The following is a 13534-nucleotide window of genomic DNA, read 5'->3' on the forward strand; positions in this document are numbered from 1 at the left end:
TAATTTTAAGATGGTTTTTGAGTTTGGCAAGATGTCGAAGCGAGAAAGTAAATAACAAGGATGGCTGTTGAACAGGATGCAATTTCGATAAATATGCAGCAAGAAACAGAAGTTTTTGTATTTCCCGCATCGTTTGCTCAGCAGCGGCTTTGGTTCCTCAATCAATTAGCACCGGGCAATCCTTTCTATAATGTTTCAACAGCGCTCCGTTTAACAGGTTCGCTCAACTTAAGAGCATTAGAGCAAACCTTCAATAAAATTGTGCAGCGGCATGAAACTTTACGCACTACTTTTACGCTTTTGGAAGGGGAACTTGTACAAGTTATTGCTCCCTTTTTAACCGTATCTCTTCCCACAATCGACTTACAAAATCTCTCGCCAACTCAGCAGGAAACTGCAGCGCTGCAACTTGCAACTGATGCAGCCCAATGCCCTTTCGATTTAGCCGCCGGGCCGTTATTTAAAGTAACGCTGTTACAACTGAGTGAAACAGAACATATATTGTTGCTGAATTTACATCATATTGTGGCTGATGGTTGGTCGATTGGAGTGCTAATTCGAGAGCTGGGAACGCTCTACACAGCATTTGTAAAAAATGGGATATCGCACTTACCAGCACTGCCCGTGCAGTACGCCGACTTTGCAGAATGGCAGCACGAATGGTTGCAGGGCGAAGTATTAGAAACGCAGTTAGCTTATTGGCGGCAGCAGTTAAACGGAATTCCCACACTCAATCTACCAACAGACAGGCAAAGACCTGCGGTTCCATCCTACCGCGGCGCTAAACAATTTATAACACTATCACCTGCTTTGAGCGAGGCGCTAAAGTCATTGAGCCAGCAAGAAAGCGCGACTTTATTTATTACTCTACTAGCCGCTTTTCAAACTTTGCTGTACCGCTATACAGGACAAGTAGATATTGCAGTAGGAACGCCGATCGCCAATCGCAACTTGAGCGAAATAGAAGCATTAATCGGTTTTTTTGTCAACAGTTTAGTGCTGCGTGGAGATTTATCAGGAAATCCAACTTTTCGGGAACTATTGCATCGGGTAAAAAACGTCGCAATGGCAGCCTACGCCCACCAAGATTTGCCCTTCGAGAAGTTGGTTGAGGAATTGCACCCCGATCGCGAGTTGAGCCGCAACCCCCTATTTCAAGTTAGTTTTAGCCTGCAAAACACTCCTGTAGCAGCGCTAGAATTGCCGGGAATCGTTGGAGAGGCGATCGACTTTGACGCGGGAACCGCCAAGCTAGATTTAGAGTGCCACTTGTGGGAAGATGCAGGAAGTATTCAAGGGCAATTTGTCTACAGCACAGATTTATTTGATAGCGGCACAATTGCGCGCATGGCGGGACATTTTCAAACGCTGCTCGAAGCCATTGTTGCCAATCCCAAACAGCACCTCAGCGACTTGGCTTTGCTGACAGCGCCAGAATACCAGCAATTATTAAATGATTGGAATGACACTCAGAGAGATTATCCGCAAAACCAGTGTTTCCATCAGCTATTTGAAGAGCGAGTCGCGCGATCGCCCGATGCTGTCGCCGCCGTCTTTGAAAACCAGCAGTTAACCTACCGCCAACTCAACAGCCGAGCCAACCAACTTGCACGTTACTTGCAGCAATTGGGCGCAGCACCAGAAGTTTTAGTGGGCCTTTGTGTAGAACGTTCCTTAGATGTGATCGTCGGATTGCTAGGCATTATCAAAGCAGGCGCAGCCTACCTTCCTTTAGATCCAACTTATCCTCAAGAGCGACTTAACTTCATGTTAGAAGATGCTCAGGTGTCGATTTTGGTAACTCAGCAGCACTTAGCAAAAAACTTGACGCAGCCGGAAAATTACGGAGTTTTTTCAGTAGTGTGTTTGGACTCCGACAGAGAAATTATCGCCCGACAAAGCCCAGAAAACCCAACTACAAATATCCTACCAGAAAACCTAGCCTACGTCATTTACACATCTGGTTCAACCGGAAAACCAAAAGGCGTTTTAATCGAACATCGGGGACTCTACAACTTAGCCCTAGCTCAAAGAGAAGCTTTTAACTTAAACTCAAATCACCGCATTTTGCAATTCGCCTCCCTGAGTTTTGATGCCTCAATTTTTGAGATTGTCATGGCATTAGGAAGCGGAGCAAGACTTTACTGTGCCAAGAAAGAATCTTTGTTGCCCGGACAAATATTAATCAAATTTTTGCAGGACAATGCTATTACTCACGCTACCCTCCCGCCCTCGCTGCTAGCTGTCCTTCCAAACGCCGAACTTCCCGCACTGCAAACAATCATCTGTGCTGGCGAATCCTGTTCCCCGGATATTGTTAAACGCTGGGCTTCGGGGCGCAGATTTTTTAACGCTTACGGCCCTACAGAAGCGACTGTCTGGTCAAGTTTGGCCGAAATTTGCGATTCCCTGCGGGATAGCTTCGCTTCACGCAAAAAACCGCCAATCGGCCGCCCAATAGCTAACACTCAACTCTATATTTTAGATAAAAATTTACAGCCTGTACCCATTGGAATTCCCGGTGAATTGTACATCGGCGGCAGCGGATTGGCGCGAGGCTACCTGAACCGCCCCGAATTAACCGCCCAGCGATTTATTGCTAATCCGTTTAGCCAGAAAGCAGGAGAACGAATTTATAAAACTGGTGACTTAGCTCGCTATTTTCCAGACGGCAATATTGAGTTTTTATGCCGCACTGACGAACAGGTAAAAATTCGCGGTTATCGAATAGAATTGGGAGAAATTGAAGCGCTGCTGGTTCAGCATCCAGCAGTCAAAGAAACAGCGGCGGTTGCTGCGGATGATTTGTCGGGCAACAAACGCCTAGTTGCTTATGTCGTCCCCAATCACAATCAGACCCTTAATCCCGGGGAAATACGCAATTTTCTCAAACAACAACTGCCCAATTACATGATTCCCAGTGCTTTTGTGGCGATCGACTTTCTGCCCCTCACCCCCAATGGCAAAATCGACCGCCTGCGCCTACCTGTACCGGGAACTCTAACTAGCAATTCCATAGATAAAAGCTGCATTGCACCTCGCACGCCAACCGAGTCAACCCTCGCCCAAATTTGGGCCACAATCCTCAACGCAGAGTGCGTTGGCATTCGCGACAACTTCTTCGATTTGGGCGGAGATTCCCTGCTGGCAATCCGCCTCATCAATGAGATTAACCAGCAATTTGAGCGCGAGTTGCCGCTGTCTGCTCTTTTTTTAAATCCGACAATTGAAGGTTTAGCAGATTCGCTATCTTCAGAAACAAATTCTCTGGAATGGTCGCCTTTAGTTGCAATTAAGCCTCGCGGTAAAAATCCCCCGTTCTTCTGCGTCCATCCCATCTTTGGCGTCGTATTCCCTTATTGCGAGTTAGCGTTTCAGCTAGGAGAAAATCAACCGTTTTACGGGCTGCAACCAAAGGGTATTGACGGCGAAAGTTCTCCGCTAACTAGCATTGAAGACATGGCGGCTGACTACATCGCAGCCTTGCGTACAGTTCAACCAAAAGGGCCTTATTTTTTAGGAGGCTGGTCTTTTGGAGGTTTGGTTGCTTTTGAGATGGCTCAACAGTTGCTCGCCGCGGGGGATGAAGTGGCTTTACTTGCTGTGCTGGATACTTTAGCGCCGGTTTCTGCTAACAAACCTTCTTTTTGGGACGGTTGCAAGTTTATTCTGACTACTGTTTCGCGCTCTATCTGGCCTTTTGTAGTAGATTATTTTCGCTTGGTGGCTGCTGCAGAAAATGTTCAAAGTGGCGGTACTGCTGCCAAATTTCCGAAATTAAATAAGATGCTTAATTTGGCAGCTAATTTTTTGCATCGCTGGAATTGGAAACAGGCCGTTATGGTGAGCATCCTATCTCAGGAGTCAAAAGAAAGGAGCTGGCGCGAGCTGGCAATTCCCTCAATGTTTAGTGTATTTCAGGCTAACAGTCAAGCAACTCTCAGCTATGTACCGAAAATTTATCCGCAGCGAATTACTCTGTTTAGATCGAGGGAACAGCTAAGCATGAATCATCAAGATTCGACTCTTGGCTGGAGTGAATTAACGACCCAAAAAGTAGAGGTGATTAGAGCTCCTGGGAATCATCTTACTATGTTGAGAAAGCCCTGCGTCGAGGTGCTGGCTCAACAGCTAAAGCATTGCTTGGAGAAGGAATTAAGTGATTGAGGAACCCGCGTGCTTGTGCGCCGCCACCGGGTTTGATATGGGAAATTATTATTAGTGATGAAGAAGTGGGCAATCTGATTTCCGGTAAAATCACTGTTATTACGTTTGTAGGATGTAAAAAAATTGCGATCGCCCGAAGAACACTTTTTGCAACTAGAAATCATCATGCAGCGCCACGCCACAGCACTCGAAGCGGAAGTCAGAGCTTTGCAAGCCGCTGACGAAACCGCCCAGTGGCCTCCTGACTGGAAGCGTTGCTATAATTGGCGTTTCGCTAAAATTTTCGCGTCTGTAAAGATTTTTCGCAACTGGGGTGCAGATGCTGCGGGTTGGAAACTTTTGCCTTCGCGAGTTTATCCCAACCGAGGCAATCAGAAGGATTAGTTAACTGTTGACTCTTCTGAAATGCCTCAATCTAAAATTTAAAATCTAAAATTGCCCAATGGATTGCGCGATGCTGAAGATGATAGCCGCCAAACCTGCTGCGATCGGAATTGTCACCACCCAAGCCGAACCAATTGACAGCAAAGTTTGCAAGCGTACTGTTTTCCAAGCTTTGATCAGCCCGACTCCGACGACTGCACCCACTAAAGCGTGGGATGTGGAAACTGGCAAACCGAAGCGGGATGCTAGCAAGACTGTGGTGGCTGTGGCTAATTCCGCGCAAAATCCGCCGCTTGGTTGGAGTTCGATGATCTTTTCGCCGACTGTGGCAATTACATTTTTGCCCCAGATGGCTAAACCGATGACTATTCCTGCGCCTCCGACGACTAAAATCCACAGGGGAACGCTGAAATCTTCTGAGGGAAAGGAACCTGTGCGCCGGATGTAGGCGATCGCAGCTAGGGGAGCAACTGCATTTCCTACGTCGTTGGAACCGTGGGAAAATGCTACAAAACAGGCGCTCAAGACTTGAAATCTCGCCATTTGTTGCTCGATGGGAGAGTGGGGGAGTTTCGGAGTGGGGGAGGAGTTTATAGTTATTCCTTCTGCCTTCTTCCCTCTGCCTTCTGGGTTTTCAACTGATTCTAATTTTTTCCAGCTAGTGAGTGTCAAGGCGATCGCCCCAATACTCCCAATGCCAATGACAATATCGTGAATTGGCAGATTCCAGCCAAATCGATCGTGCGCGGCGGCGATCGCCCCTGTCTGCACCAAAGCGACATTCACAACAGACGGCAGTACAATTATCCCAAATACGCTCAGCATTGCTGCACTCAGCCAAGGTATCCACTCGCGCATTTGAGATAGAGGATCTGGCCGATCGAGAATCGAATACTTCACCACACTGTAAAACAGTGCGGCTAAAGCACCGCTAGCAACAGGTGTCGCCACCCAAGTTAGGGAGATGGTGCCGATGGTTCGCCAATCAACTGCATTAATTCCGGCTGCAACACAGCTAAAACCCGCGATCGCGCCCACCACTGCATGGGATGAAGAAACCGGCAAACCTCGACTGGTAGCGATTTGCAGCCATATCCCGCAAGCTATCAGCACTGACACCATCCCGATTAAAAATACTTGCGGTTTGGCCGCGAACACTTGTGCATTCACAACTCCTGTTGCCAGAGTTTCCGAAACTCCTTGGCCGAACAGCACTGCGCCGGAAAACTCCAGTATGCCTGCAACAATTATTGCCTGCCGCAGCGTTAGCGCCTTCGAGCCTACGGATGTTCCCATCGAGTTAGCGACATCGTTGGCCCCTAAGTTGGCGGCGACGTACAAGGCCAGTGCAGCCATTGCCCCTAGTTGCAGAAATACGACCCCAGAGGTATCTAACATAGAAATTTTTTGACATAAAACGGGCATTTCGATATATGATAAGGGATTGTGAGTTTTGGTAAATCCCATGAAAGGCGCAGAAATAATCCGTTCTATAGAAACGGAAGAAATAAATAGAGTCAAGCAAGAACTCAATAAACAAGTCCCCGAAATTTACGTGGGCGACACAGTGCGAGTCGGCGTAAGAATTAAAGAGGGTAACAAAGAACGGGTTCAGCCCTACGAAGGGACTGTGATTGCCATGCGTAACGGCGGGATTAATGAAACAATCACCGTCCGCCGCGTGTTTCAGGGCGTCGGCGTGGAACGGGTGTTTTTGATTCACTCGCCCCGCATCGCCACGATCCAAGTGATGCGCCGCGGGAAAGTCCGCAGAGCAAAACTTTACTACCTGCGCGATCGGGTGGGCAAAGCTACTCGCGTCAAACAGCGGTTCGATCGCTCCCTGTAGGAATGCACCCAGCTTTCCCTTGGTTCATCATTCATGGGAATTTGAAAAAAATCAAAAAAAGTTTCCCATTTACGAGCGCACTGTGTTAAAATAGAAATCTAGAGGTTAAGCGAATTTCAGCAACCTCACCTGTGCGCTCTTAGTTCAGTTGGTAGAACGCAGGTCTCCAAAACCTGATGTCGGGGGTTCAAGTCCTCCAGGGCGCGCTGAATCACCAAACTTTAAATTCTGCCCGAAAGCGCCCGGATTATTGGCTGGCAACAGTCAAAACCCCAAACTTTCGGGTAGAATTAATTTTTGTGGGCGGTTCGCAAAAAATGCCATTAACAAATGCTCGGTGTGGCTTCTCGATCATCGGTTTCGGCGATCGGCATTTACGCCGTTGATTGGTTGGGCTTGTAAAAAGTCGTGGCTTTAGATTTGAGATTTGGGACTTGGGCGTAAGTGGTTAGTGTCACAAAATCTGAGAGCCCCGAGCCACTCACACCAGCTAAAATCTAAAATCTAAAATCGCAAGGGGGATTGAATCGTGGCGAAAAAAGACGAAGCTCAAGAAACTCAAGAAATAACGGCGCCTGGGTTTAACCCTGCGGGTTTTTTTAAGGAAACTAGAGAAGAACTCGACAAAGTGGTTTGGCCCAGCAGGCAGCAGCTAATCAGCGAGTCTTTGGCCGTGCTTTTGATGGTAATCCTCTCAGCAAGTCTGATCTATTTGGTGGATAACTTCTTTAACTGGGGCGCGGGAAAGGTGTTTGGGCCATGACTTTTGCATCAGAAGAATCTGAGTATTCCACAGAAGCGACTGGACAGGCAGCATCGCCAGATGTGCCGGAGATTGATGCTCGCTGGTATGCTGTTCAGGTTGCCTCTGGCTGCGAGAAGCGGGTGAAGGCCAACTTGGATCAGCGGATTCAAACTTTGGATGTTGCCGATCGCATCGTTCAAGTAGAAATTCCGCAAACTCCGGCAATCAAAGTCGGCAAAGACGGTTCCAGGCGCCAGTCAGATGAAAAAATCTTTCCCGGCTACGTACTCATCCGTATGTTTATGGACGAGGATACGTGGCAGGTGATCAAGAATACCCCGAATGTAATTAATTTTGTCGGGGCAGAGCAGAAACGCCGCTACGGGCGCGGCAGGGGTCACGTCAAACCGCTACCTCTGAGTCATTCGGAAGTAGAACGGATCTTCAGAAACGCTCAGGAATCAGAACCAGTTGTCAAAGTATCGATGTCTACTGGAGACCACGTTGTGGTACTTTCCGGGCCGTTTAAGGATTTTGAAGGTGATGTGATTGAAGTTAGCCCGGAACGAAACAAGCTCAAAGTTTTACTCTCGATTTTTGGGCGCGATACGCCTGTAGAATTGGAGTTCAATCAGGTTCAGAAACAGAACTAACTAATGGCAAAGAAAGTTGTTGCAGTAATTAAGTTGGCGATTACGGCGGGAAAAGCCAACCCAGCTCCTCCGATCGGCCCAGCCCTGGGTCAGCACGGCGTCAATATTATGATGTTTTGCAAGGAGTACAATGCTAGAACCGCAGACCAAGCAGGTCTGGTGGTTCCGGTAGAAATTTCGGTTTTTGAAGACCGCAGTTTTACGTTTATTCTCAAAACCCCGCCGGCGTCGGTTTTGATTCAAAAAGCGGCTGGCATTGCTAAGGGTTCGGGAGAACCTAACCGCAAGCAAGTAGGGACGATTACACAGGCTCAGTTACGAGAAATCGCTGAAACCAAAATGCCTGACCTCAATGCTAATGATGTTGAGGCTGCTATGAAAATTGTGGCAGGAACGGCTAAAAATATGGGCGTGGCGATCGCGGATTGAAGTCAGTTGCCAGTTGGCAGTTGTCAGTAATTCATGATTTTGAAGCTAAAATCTTCAAGCTCAAATCGTAAGTCCTAAGTCGATTCAGGGGGAGAAGCAAAGCTTCGCTAAGAATCGCAAATGTTTTAGATTTGAAATGGCCAAAACGGCTCAATTCTAAAATCTAAACTCTAAAATCAACTGACCCCAGGAGATAACAATGGCAAAGAAAGTATCGCGAAGACTGCAAGAACTTCAAAAGAAAGTTGAAGACAGACCTTATCTACCGCTGGAAGCTCTGCAACTTTTGAAAGAAACAGCAACCGCTAAGTTTGGCGAAGCTGCTGAAGCTCACATCCGTTTGGGAATTGACCCGAAATATACTGACCAACAGTTGCGGACAACTGTATCGCTACCAAAAGGAACTGGTCAAGTAGTCAGAATTGCGGTGATTGCTAAGGGCGAAAAAGTTAAAGAAGCTCTGAATGCCGGCGCGGATATTGCTGGTTCTGAAGAGTTGATCGATGAAATTCAGAAGGGCATGATGGACTTCGATTGCCTGATTGCTACCCCAGACGTGATGCCGTTGGTGGCAAAATTGGGTCGGTTGTTGGGCCCGCGCGGTTTGATGCCTTCTCCGAAAGGTGGCACGGTGACGACTGACATTGCTCAGGCGATCAACGAGTTTAAAGGTGGTAAACTAGAATTCCGTGCCGATCGAACGGGCATCGTTCATGTTATGTTTGGCAAGGCAGCTTTCTCAGCGGAAGATTTGCTCGTCAACCTTCATGCTTTGCAAGAAACTGTTGACCGCAACCGTCCTTCTGGTGCTAAAGGTCGCTACTGGCGCAGTTTGTACGTATCCGCAACAATGGGCCCGTCTATCGAAGTCGATATCAGTGCCCTGCGCGATACCAAACTTGATGCTGCGTAGAAAGAATTAAGCAGAAGGCAGAAGGTAAAAGACAGCTTCGGCTGTCTGTGTAAATCTCTTACAAGACTTACGCCAGACCCCTGCTAATGTCTGCCTTCTGGTGATAGCCTAATCAAAAATCAATAAGCTGAAGACCGCAGGTGCCGATCGCTTAATTTCCTGCCGAGGCTGAAGAAATAAAAACTCAAGACTCAAAGATTAGAAAATTTCTATTTTTTAATTCTGACTTGTTAATTTTTAATTCTCTGCCCCGGCTCGAAGGTCGGGGTTTTTGACGGGCAATTTTCGATCCTAAAAGGAGGTGAAATAAGTATGGGCAAAAGTTTAGCAGTAAAAAATGAGATTATTGCAGACCTCAAGCAAACCTTGAGCGAATCTCAACTGGCGCTCGTGATTGACTACACGGGCTTAACTGTTGCTGAAATCACAGATTTGCGTCGGCGTTTGCGTCCGAAAGGCAGCAGTTGCCAAGTGGCAAAAAACACGCTGATGCGAATTGCTGTTGAAGGCAACGAAACCTGGCAGCCGATACAGGAATTGCTGACTGGTACGTCGGCTTTTCTGTTCGTGCAAGAAGATATTGGCGGCGCGATTAAAGCTTACCAAGAATTCCAAAAAGTCTCTAAGAAGACAGAACTTCGCGGCGGCGTAATGGAAGGACGGGTACTGAAAGAAGCTGATGTTAAAGCATTAGCCGATCTGCCGTCGAAAGAACAACTCATGGCTCAAATTGCTGGCGCTATCAACGGTGTCGCAACCAAGTTGGCTGTGGGTATCAATCAAGTTCCTACTTCGATCGCTCGCGGTCTTAAAGCTTATGCTGAAAAAGACGGCGGTTCAGCAGAAGTAGCAGCAGAAGCACAAGCAGAAGCGCAACCAGAAGCAGAAGCAGAAGCAGAAAGCGCCTCTGTGTAAGTCATTAGTAATTAGTCATTAGTCCTCAGTCATTAGTATTTAGCAATAGATAGAAGACAGGAGACGAAAAACTAATGATGAATGAGCAAATCTCAAATCCCAAATCCCAAACCTACAATCGAACTAGGAGTTTAACGAATGTCTACTGCAACTGATGAAATCTTGGAAAAACTTAAGTCTCTGACTTTGCTCGAAGCTTCTGAATTGGTCAAGCAAATTGAAGAAGCTTTCGGCGTCAGCGCTGCTGCTCCTGTCGGCGGCATGATGATGATGCCCGGTACAGGTGGTGGAGCCGCTGCTGAACCCGTAGAAGAGCAAACCGAATTTACTGTCATGCTGGAAGAAGTTCCTGCTGACAAGAAAATCGCCATTCTGAAGGAAGTCCGCGCAATTACCGGTCTGGGCCTGAAGGAAGCAAAAGATTTGGTAGAAGCCGCACCGAAAGCAGTTAAGGAAGCTATTGCTAAGGAAGCTGCTGAAGAAATGAAGAAACAGCTTGAAGCTGTGGGCGCAAAAATTTCTATCAAGTAGTCAGAGAATGTAGTTGATATCAATTCCGGTGACACCGGAATGATGGTTGACTATTCCCTAAAATTAATCGCGCGATAGTTACATCTGTCGCGCGATTAATTATTTTTGGGGTAGGGAAACGGCATTGCCGTGTCCTCTTAGATTTTAGAGGCGGCCTCCATTTGTCGCACTACTGTTAAAGCAGAATAGGAAACACCGGCAGTGCCTTCTCCGGGATGGGTGGAGTCACCTACTAACCACAAATTTTTAATTGGTGTGCGGTTGGCAAATCCGAATGGCCCGAAGGTGGGTATTCGCTGACCGATGCCACCCACAACGCCTCTATCTCTCGCTGTGTAGCGGGCAAAGGTGCGGGGTGTGGCGGCTTCTTGGTGTACGATCGACTCTGGCGTCAAATTGAAATATTCGCTCAAACGCGCGATCGCCCCTGCGGTATATTTTTGCTTTAATCCTTCATAATCAACCGAATTCCACCACATTCGAGTATCAGTAAATGAGGAAGCGATAATTGTCGCCATGCCCTTCGGTGCTCGGCCATCACCCGGATGGCTAACAGAAACAAATAATGAATTATTCTCCCCAATCTCGCCGTCGTAATCGTAGAGAAACTGAAGGTGCGGCGGACAATTGGCCGGAATTGCGCTTTCCTGCACTCCCAAATAGATGACAAATGCACCGGATGCGGGCGGCAATTTATCTACTCGATATTTGTAGCCTGCCATTTGATTTGGGAGTTGATTTGTTGTCTCTGAAGTCTCTGATTTAACCGATAAATTATCTGTTGAATTTCCGACAATCGGGTCGCCTGACAACAATTTTACTAGATTTTGCGCGGTCACGTTGGCAACAATGCGATCGGCTGTTTCTGTCCAAACTTCCCCGGTTTTTTGATTGCGAATCACTGTACCGGTGGCTTTGCCGTTGGCGCTGACAATACTTTCAACTGTGTGTCGCAATAAGACTTTGCCACCATCTCGTTCGATCGCCTCTACAAGTCGATCGCTCAATACCTGCATACTTCCTTGTAGATGATACAATCCCTGCGGCTCTTGCGAAACTCCTAAAGCCGTAGCTGCGTAAAGTAGCGCCGTTTCTTCGGTATCGACTTGAGAATACAATTTTAACTGCAAATCCAGAAAAGTTTTCAAGCGCAAATTGTCGCCCAACCCACAAAGCCGCAAAGCATCTTCCACTGTCATAAAAGTGAAAGGCAAAGTAATTAAAGTATCGGGGCGAACAGCTTGAATTAATTGCCAGAAATCCCATAAGTTTCTGGGCGGTAAAACTGGATCGCGCCCTTGAAATTTCCAGCTAGCTTTGAACAATGCAGACAATAATTGCCAAAAAGCTTCGCTTCCAGGAAACTGCCGCTGCCTTTCTTCCTGCCACTTTTGCGGATCTCGCCATACGCTAATCGGTGCGGTTTCTCCCGGCAAAAACACCGCACAAGCGGGATCGCAGGGTGTGGCTGCAGGAAGTTCTATGTCTAATTCTGAGAAAATTCGGTGGTGAATACCTCCGGGTTCCAATCCTGCAACCTGCGTGGCGCCGACATCGAAGGTAAAGCCTTTGCGTTTGAAGGTGGAAGCGCATCCTCCGGGGACGATCGCCTGGTCTAAGACTAGCACTTTGTTTCCTCTGCGGGCTAGCAGGGCGGCTGCTGTCAGCCCGCCGATTCCGCCTCCAATTACCGTGACGCGGCCCTTAGTGTCTGCTGGATTGGATTTGCCAAAAGGGGTGCGATCGCCTCTCATAATTTATTTATTGTAATATTTCTTAATAGTATGCTCATATTTGGCAATAAAAAGCTCTTGTGGCGACAGTTTTAAATCTATCGCTACAAGAGGAAGGAGTCCGAGTTGACAGGACATTTCAGGCGTAAGGTGCAGCCGGATCGCCCAAAGCAACCGGAGTTTTTGGAGTAGCCGATGGGAGAATCAGGGACGCCGCCACTTGTTGAGATAAGCTTCGCCAATCCCCGCCACAGCCTGCATTTGAGCTAGCTGTTCCCGTAAAGCTTTGATGGTTCTTAGCTGTTCTTGAGACTGTTGCTGCAAAGCGTCGTAATTTCGCTGTATCGCCGCACTCTGGCTCAATTCATTTTCCAGATATTGCAACTTGGTCAGTTTAACTTGGAAGTCGCCGATCGCACTTGACTTTTCTGCTAACTCGTGCTGCAAAGATTCGTAACTCGACTTCAACACGGTTTCCTGGAATTGGCTTTCGAGATTTTGCTTTTCGGTGGCGAATTGCTGCTGCAAAGATTCCAGAGCACTCGATTTTTCGCCTAGTTGCTGCTGCAAAGATTCCAAAGCACTGGATTTTTCGCCTAGCTGTTGCTGAAACTCGTGTTCCCTGTGTTCTCTTTCGCCTAGCTGTTGCTGCAAAGATTCCAGAGCACTCGATTTTTCGCCTAGCTGTTGCTGCAAAGATTCCAGAGCACTGGATTTTTCGCCTAGCTGTTGCTGAAACTCGTGTTCCCGGTGTTCTCTTTCGGCCAATTGCTGCTGCAAAGATTCCAGAGCACTGGATTTTTCGCCTAGCTGTTGCTGCAAAGATTCCAGAGCACTGGATTTTTCGCCTAGCTGTTGCTGCAAAGATTCCAGAGCACTGGATTTTTCGCCTAGCTGTTGCTGAAACTCGTGTTCCCGGTGTTCTTTTTCGCCTAGCTGTTGCTGCAGAGATTCCAGAGCACTGGATTTTTCGCCTAGCTGTTGCTGAAACTCGTGTTCCCGGTGTTCTCTTTCGGCCAATTGCTGCTGCAAAGAAGCGAGCGAACTTTCGCGTTCACTCAACTGCTGCTGTAAACTTTCGTAACTTGACTTGGCTACTGTTTCCTGCAACTGGCTTTCGAGATTTTGCTTTTCAGTAGCCAATTGCTGCTGCAAAGAAGCGAGCGAACTTTCGCGTTCACTCAACTGCTGCTGTAAACTTTCGTAACTTGACTT

12 protein-coding genes, 1 tRNA gene, 1 pseudogene and 1 other annotated feature are annotated in these 13534 nt (G+C 47.5%); of the genes and pseudogenes, 11 read left to right on the plus strand and 3 right to left on the minus strand.

Features of this window, described 5'->3' with window-relative positions; all coding sequences use genetic code 11:
- Positions 1-60 precede the first annotated feature (60 nt).
- The gene (locus QUA42_RS03925; RefSeq protein WP_333135287.1) at positions 61-4167 is read left to right on the plus strand and encodes an amino acid adenylation domain-containing protein; all 4107 of its coding nucleotides are present in this window, start codon (positions 61-63) and stop codon (positions 4165-4167) included.
- Between the two features lie 123 nt (positions 4168-4290).
- On the plus strand, positions 4291-4551 hold the full coding sequence (locus QUA42_RS03930; protein WP_333135289.1) for a hypothetical protein: 261 nt from the start codon (positions 4291-4293) through the stop codon (positions 4549-4551).
- A 45-nt stretch (positions 4552-4596) separates the two neighbouring features.
- Here QUA42_RS03930 and QUA42_RS03935 read toward each other — a convergent pair whose 3' ends face one another.
- Positions 4597-5976, minus strand: coding sequence for an inorganic phosphate transporter (locus tag QUA42_RS03935; RefSeq protein ID WP_445301286.1), 1380 nt, complete (start codon positions 5974-5976; stop codon positions 4597-4599).
- Between the two features lie 40 nt (positions 5977-6016).
- Here QUA42_RS03935 and rplS point away from each other — a divergent pair, with 40 nt between their 5' ends.
- The 9 genes from rplS (at position 6017) to rplL (ending at position 10586) form a co-directional block, all read left to right on the plus strand.
- Positions 6017-6400, plus strand: coding sequence for a 50S ribosomal protein L19 (gene rplS / locus QUA42_RS03940; protein ID WP_242721249.1), 384 nt, complete (start codon positions 6017-6019; stop codon positions 6398-6400).
- A 133-nt stretch (positions 6401-6533) separates the two neighbouring features.
- Positions 6534-6606 (plus strand) — tRNA-Trp (locus tag QUA42_RS03945).
- Positions 6577-6786 carry a hypothetical protein gene (locus QUA42_RS03950; protein ID WP_333135294.1) on the plus strand — a complete coding sequence of 70 codons (210 nt, stop codon included), beginning with the start codon at positions 6577-6579 and terminating at the stop codon, positions 6784-6786. The genes QUA42_RS03945 and QUA42_RS03950 overlap by 30 nt, the downstream gene beginning before the upstream one ends.
- 143 nt (positions 6787-6929) lie before the next feature.
- The gene (gene secE, locus QUA42_RS03955; protein ID WP_172186534.1) at positions 6930-7163 is read left to right on the plus strand and encodes a preprotein translocase subunit SecE; all 234 of its coding nucleotides are present in this window, start codon (positions 6930-6932) and stop codon (positions 7161-7163) included.
- Positions 7160-7798 carry a transcription termination/antitermination protein NusG gene (gene nusG, locus QUA42_RS03960; RefSeq protein ID WP_242721257.1) on the plus strand — a complete coding sequence of 213 codons (639 nt, stop codon included), beginning with the start codon at positions 7160-7162 and terminating at the stop codon, positions 7796-7798. The genes secE and nusG overlap by 4 nt, the downstream gene beginning before the upstream one ends.
- Positions 7799-7801: 3 nt before the next feature.
- The gene (rplK, locus tag QUA42_RS03965) at positions 7802-8227 is read left to right on the plus strand and encodes a 50S ribosomal protein L11 (RefSeq protein WP_006635588.1); all 426 of its coding nucleotides are present in this window, start codon (positions 7802-7804) and stop codon (positions 8225-8227) included.
- 199 nt (positions 8228-8426) lie between these two features.
- Positions 8427-9140 (plus strand): 50S ribosomal protein L1, encoded by a 714-nt coding sequence (gene rplA, locus QUA42_RS03970; RefSeq protein ID WP_190663916.1) that lies wholly within the window; start codon positions 8427-8429, stop codon positions 9138-9140.
- Positions 9141-9249: 109 nt separating this feature from the next.
- Positions 9250-9423, plus strand: a sequence feature (ribosomal protein L10 leader region).
- A 29-nt stretch (positions 9424-9452) separates the two neighbouring features.
- Positions 9453-10055 (plus strand): 50S ribosomal protein L10, encoded by a 603-nt coding sequence (gene rplJ, locus QUA42_RS03975; protein WP_333135296.1) that lies wholly within the window; start codon positions 9453-9455, stop codon positions 10053-10055.
- A gap of 138 nt (positions 10056-10193) precedes the next feature.
- The gene (rplL, locus tag QUA42_RS03980; protein WP_333037133.1) at positions 10194-10586 is read left to right on the plus strand and encodes a 50S ribosomal protein L7/L12; all 393 of its coding nucleotides are present in this window, start codon (positions 10194-10196) and stop codon (positions 10584-10586) included.
- Positions 10587-10723: 137 nt separating this feature from the next.
- Here rplL and crtD read toward each other — a convergent pair whose 3' ends face one another.
- Positions 10724-12340, minus strand: a complete 1617-nt coding sequence (crtD, locus tag QUA42_RS03985) for a C-3',4' desaturase CrtD (RefSeq protein ID WP_333135297.1) — start codon at positions 12338-12340, stop codon at positions 10724-10726.
- 183 nt (positions 12341-12523) lie between these two features.
- Positions 12524-13534, minus strand: a pseudogene (locus tag QUA42_RS03990) (CopG family transcriptional regulator); the annotation flags it as partial.

Origin of the sequence: Microcoleus sp. Pol11C2 (assembly GCF_036701505.1) — a bacterium.
Lineage (GTDB): Bacteria > Cyanobacteriota > Cyanobacteriia > Cyanobacteriales > Microcoleaceae > Microcoleus.

Bases quoted from the DNA above. Each gene is read 5' to 3' on its own strand.
- QUA42_RS03925 (WP_333135287.1), top strand. From the start codon at position 61: ATGGCTGTTGAACAGGATGCAATTTCGATAAATATGCAGCAAGAAACA.
- QUA42_RS03935 (WP_445301286.1), bottom strand. From the start codon at position 5,976: ATGCCCGTTTTATGTCAAAAAATTTCTATGTTAGATACCTCTGGGGTC.
- rplS (WP_242721249.1), top strand. From the start codon at position 6,017: ATGAAAGGCGCAGAAATAATCCGTTCTATAGAAACGGAAGAAATAAAT.
- QUA42_RS03950 (WP_333135294.1), top strand. From the start codon at position 6,577: ATGTCGGGGGTTCAAGTCCTCCAGGGCGCGCTGAATCACCAAACTTTA.
- nusG (WP_242721257.1), top strand. From the start codon at position 7,160: ATGACTTTTGCATCAGAAGAATCTGAGTATTCCACAGAAGCGACTGGA.
- rplK (WP_006635588.1), top strand. From the start codon at position 7,802: ATGGCAAAGAAAGTTGTTGCAGTAATTAAGTTGGCGATTACGGCGGGA.
- rplA (WP_190663916.1), top strand. From the start codon at position 8,427: ATGGCAAAGAAAGTATCGCGAAGACTGCAAGAACTTCAAAAGAAAGTT.
- rplJ (WP_333135296.1), top strand. From the start codon at position 9,453: ATGGGCAAAAGTTTAGCAGTAAAAAATGAGATTATTGCAGACCTCAAG.
- rplL (WP_333037133.1), top strand. From the start codon at position 10,194: ATGTCTACTGCAACTGATGAAATCTTGGAAAAACTTAAGTCTCTGACT.
- crtD (WP_333135297.1), bottom strand. From the start codon at position 12,340: ATGAGAGGCGATCGCACCCCTTTTGGCAAATCCAATCCAGCAGACACT.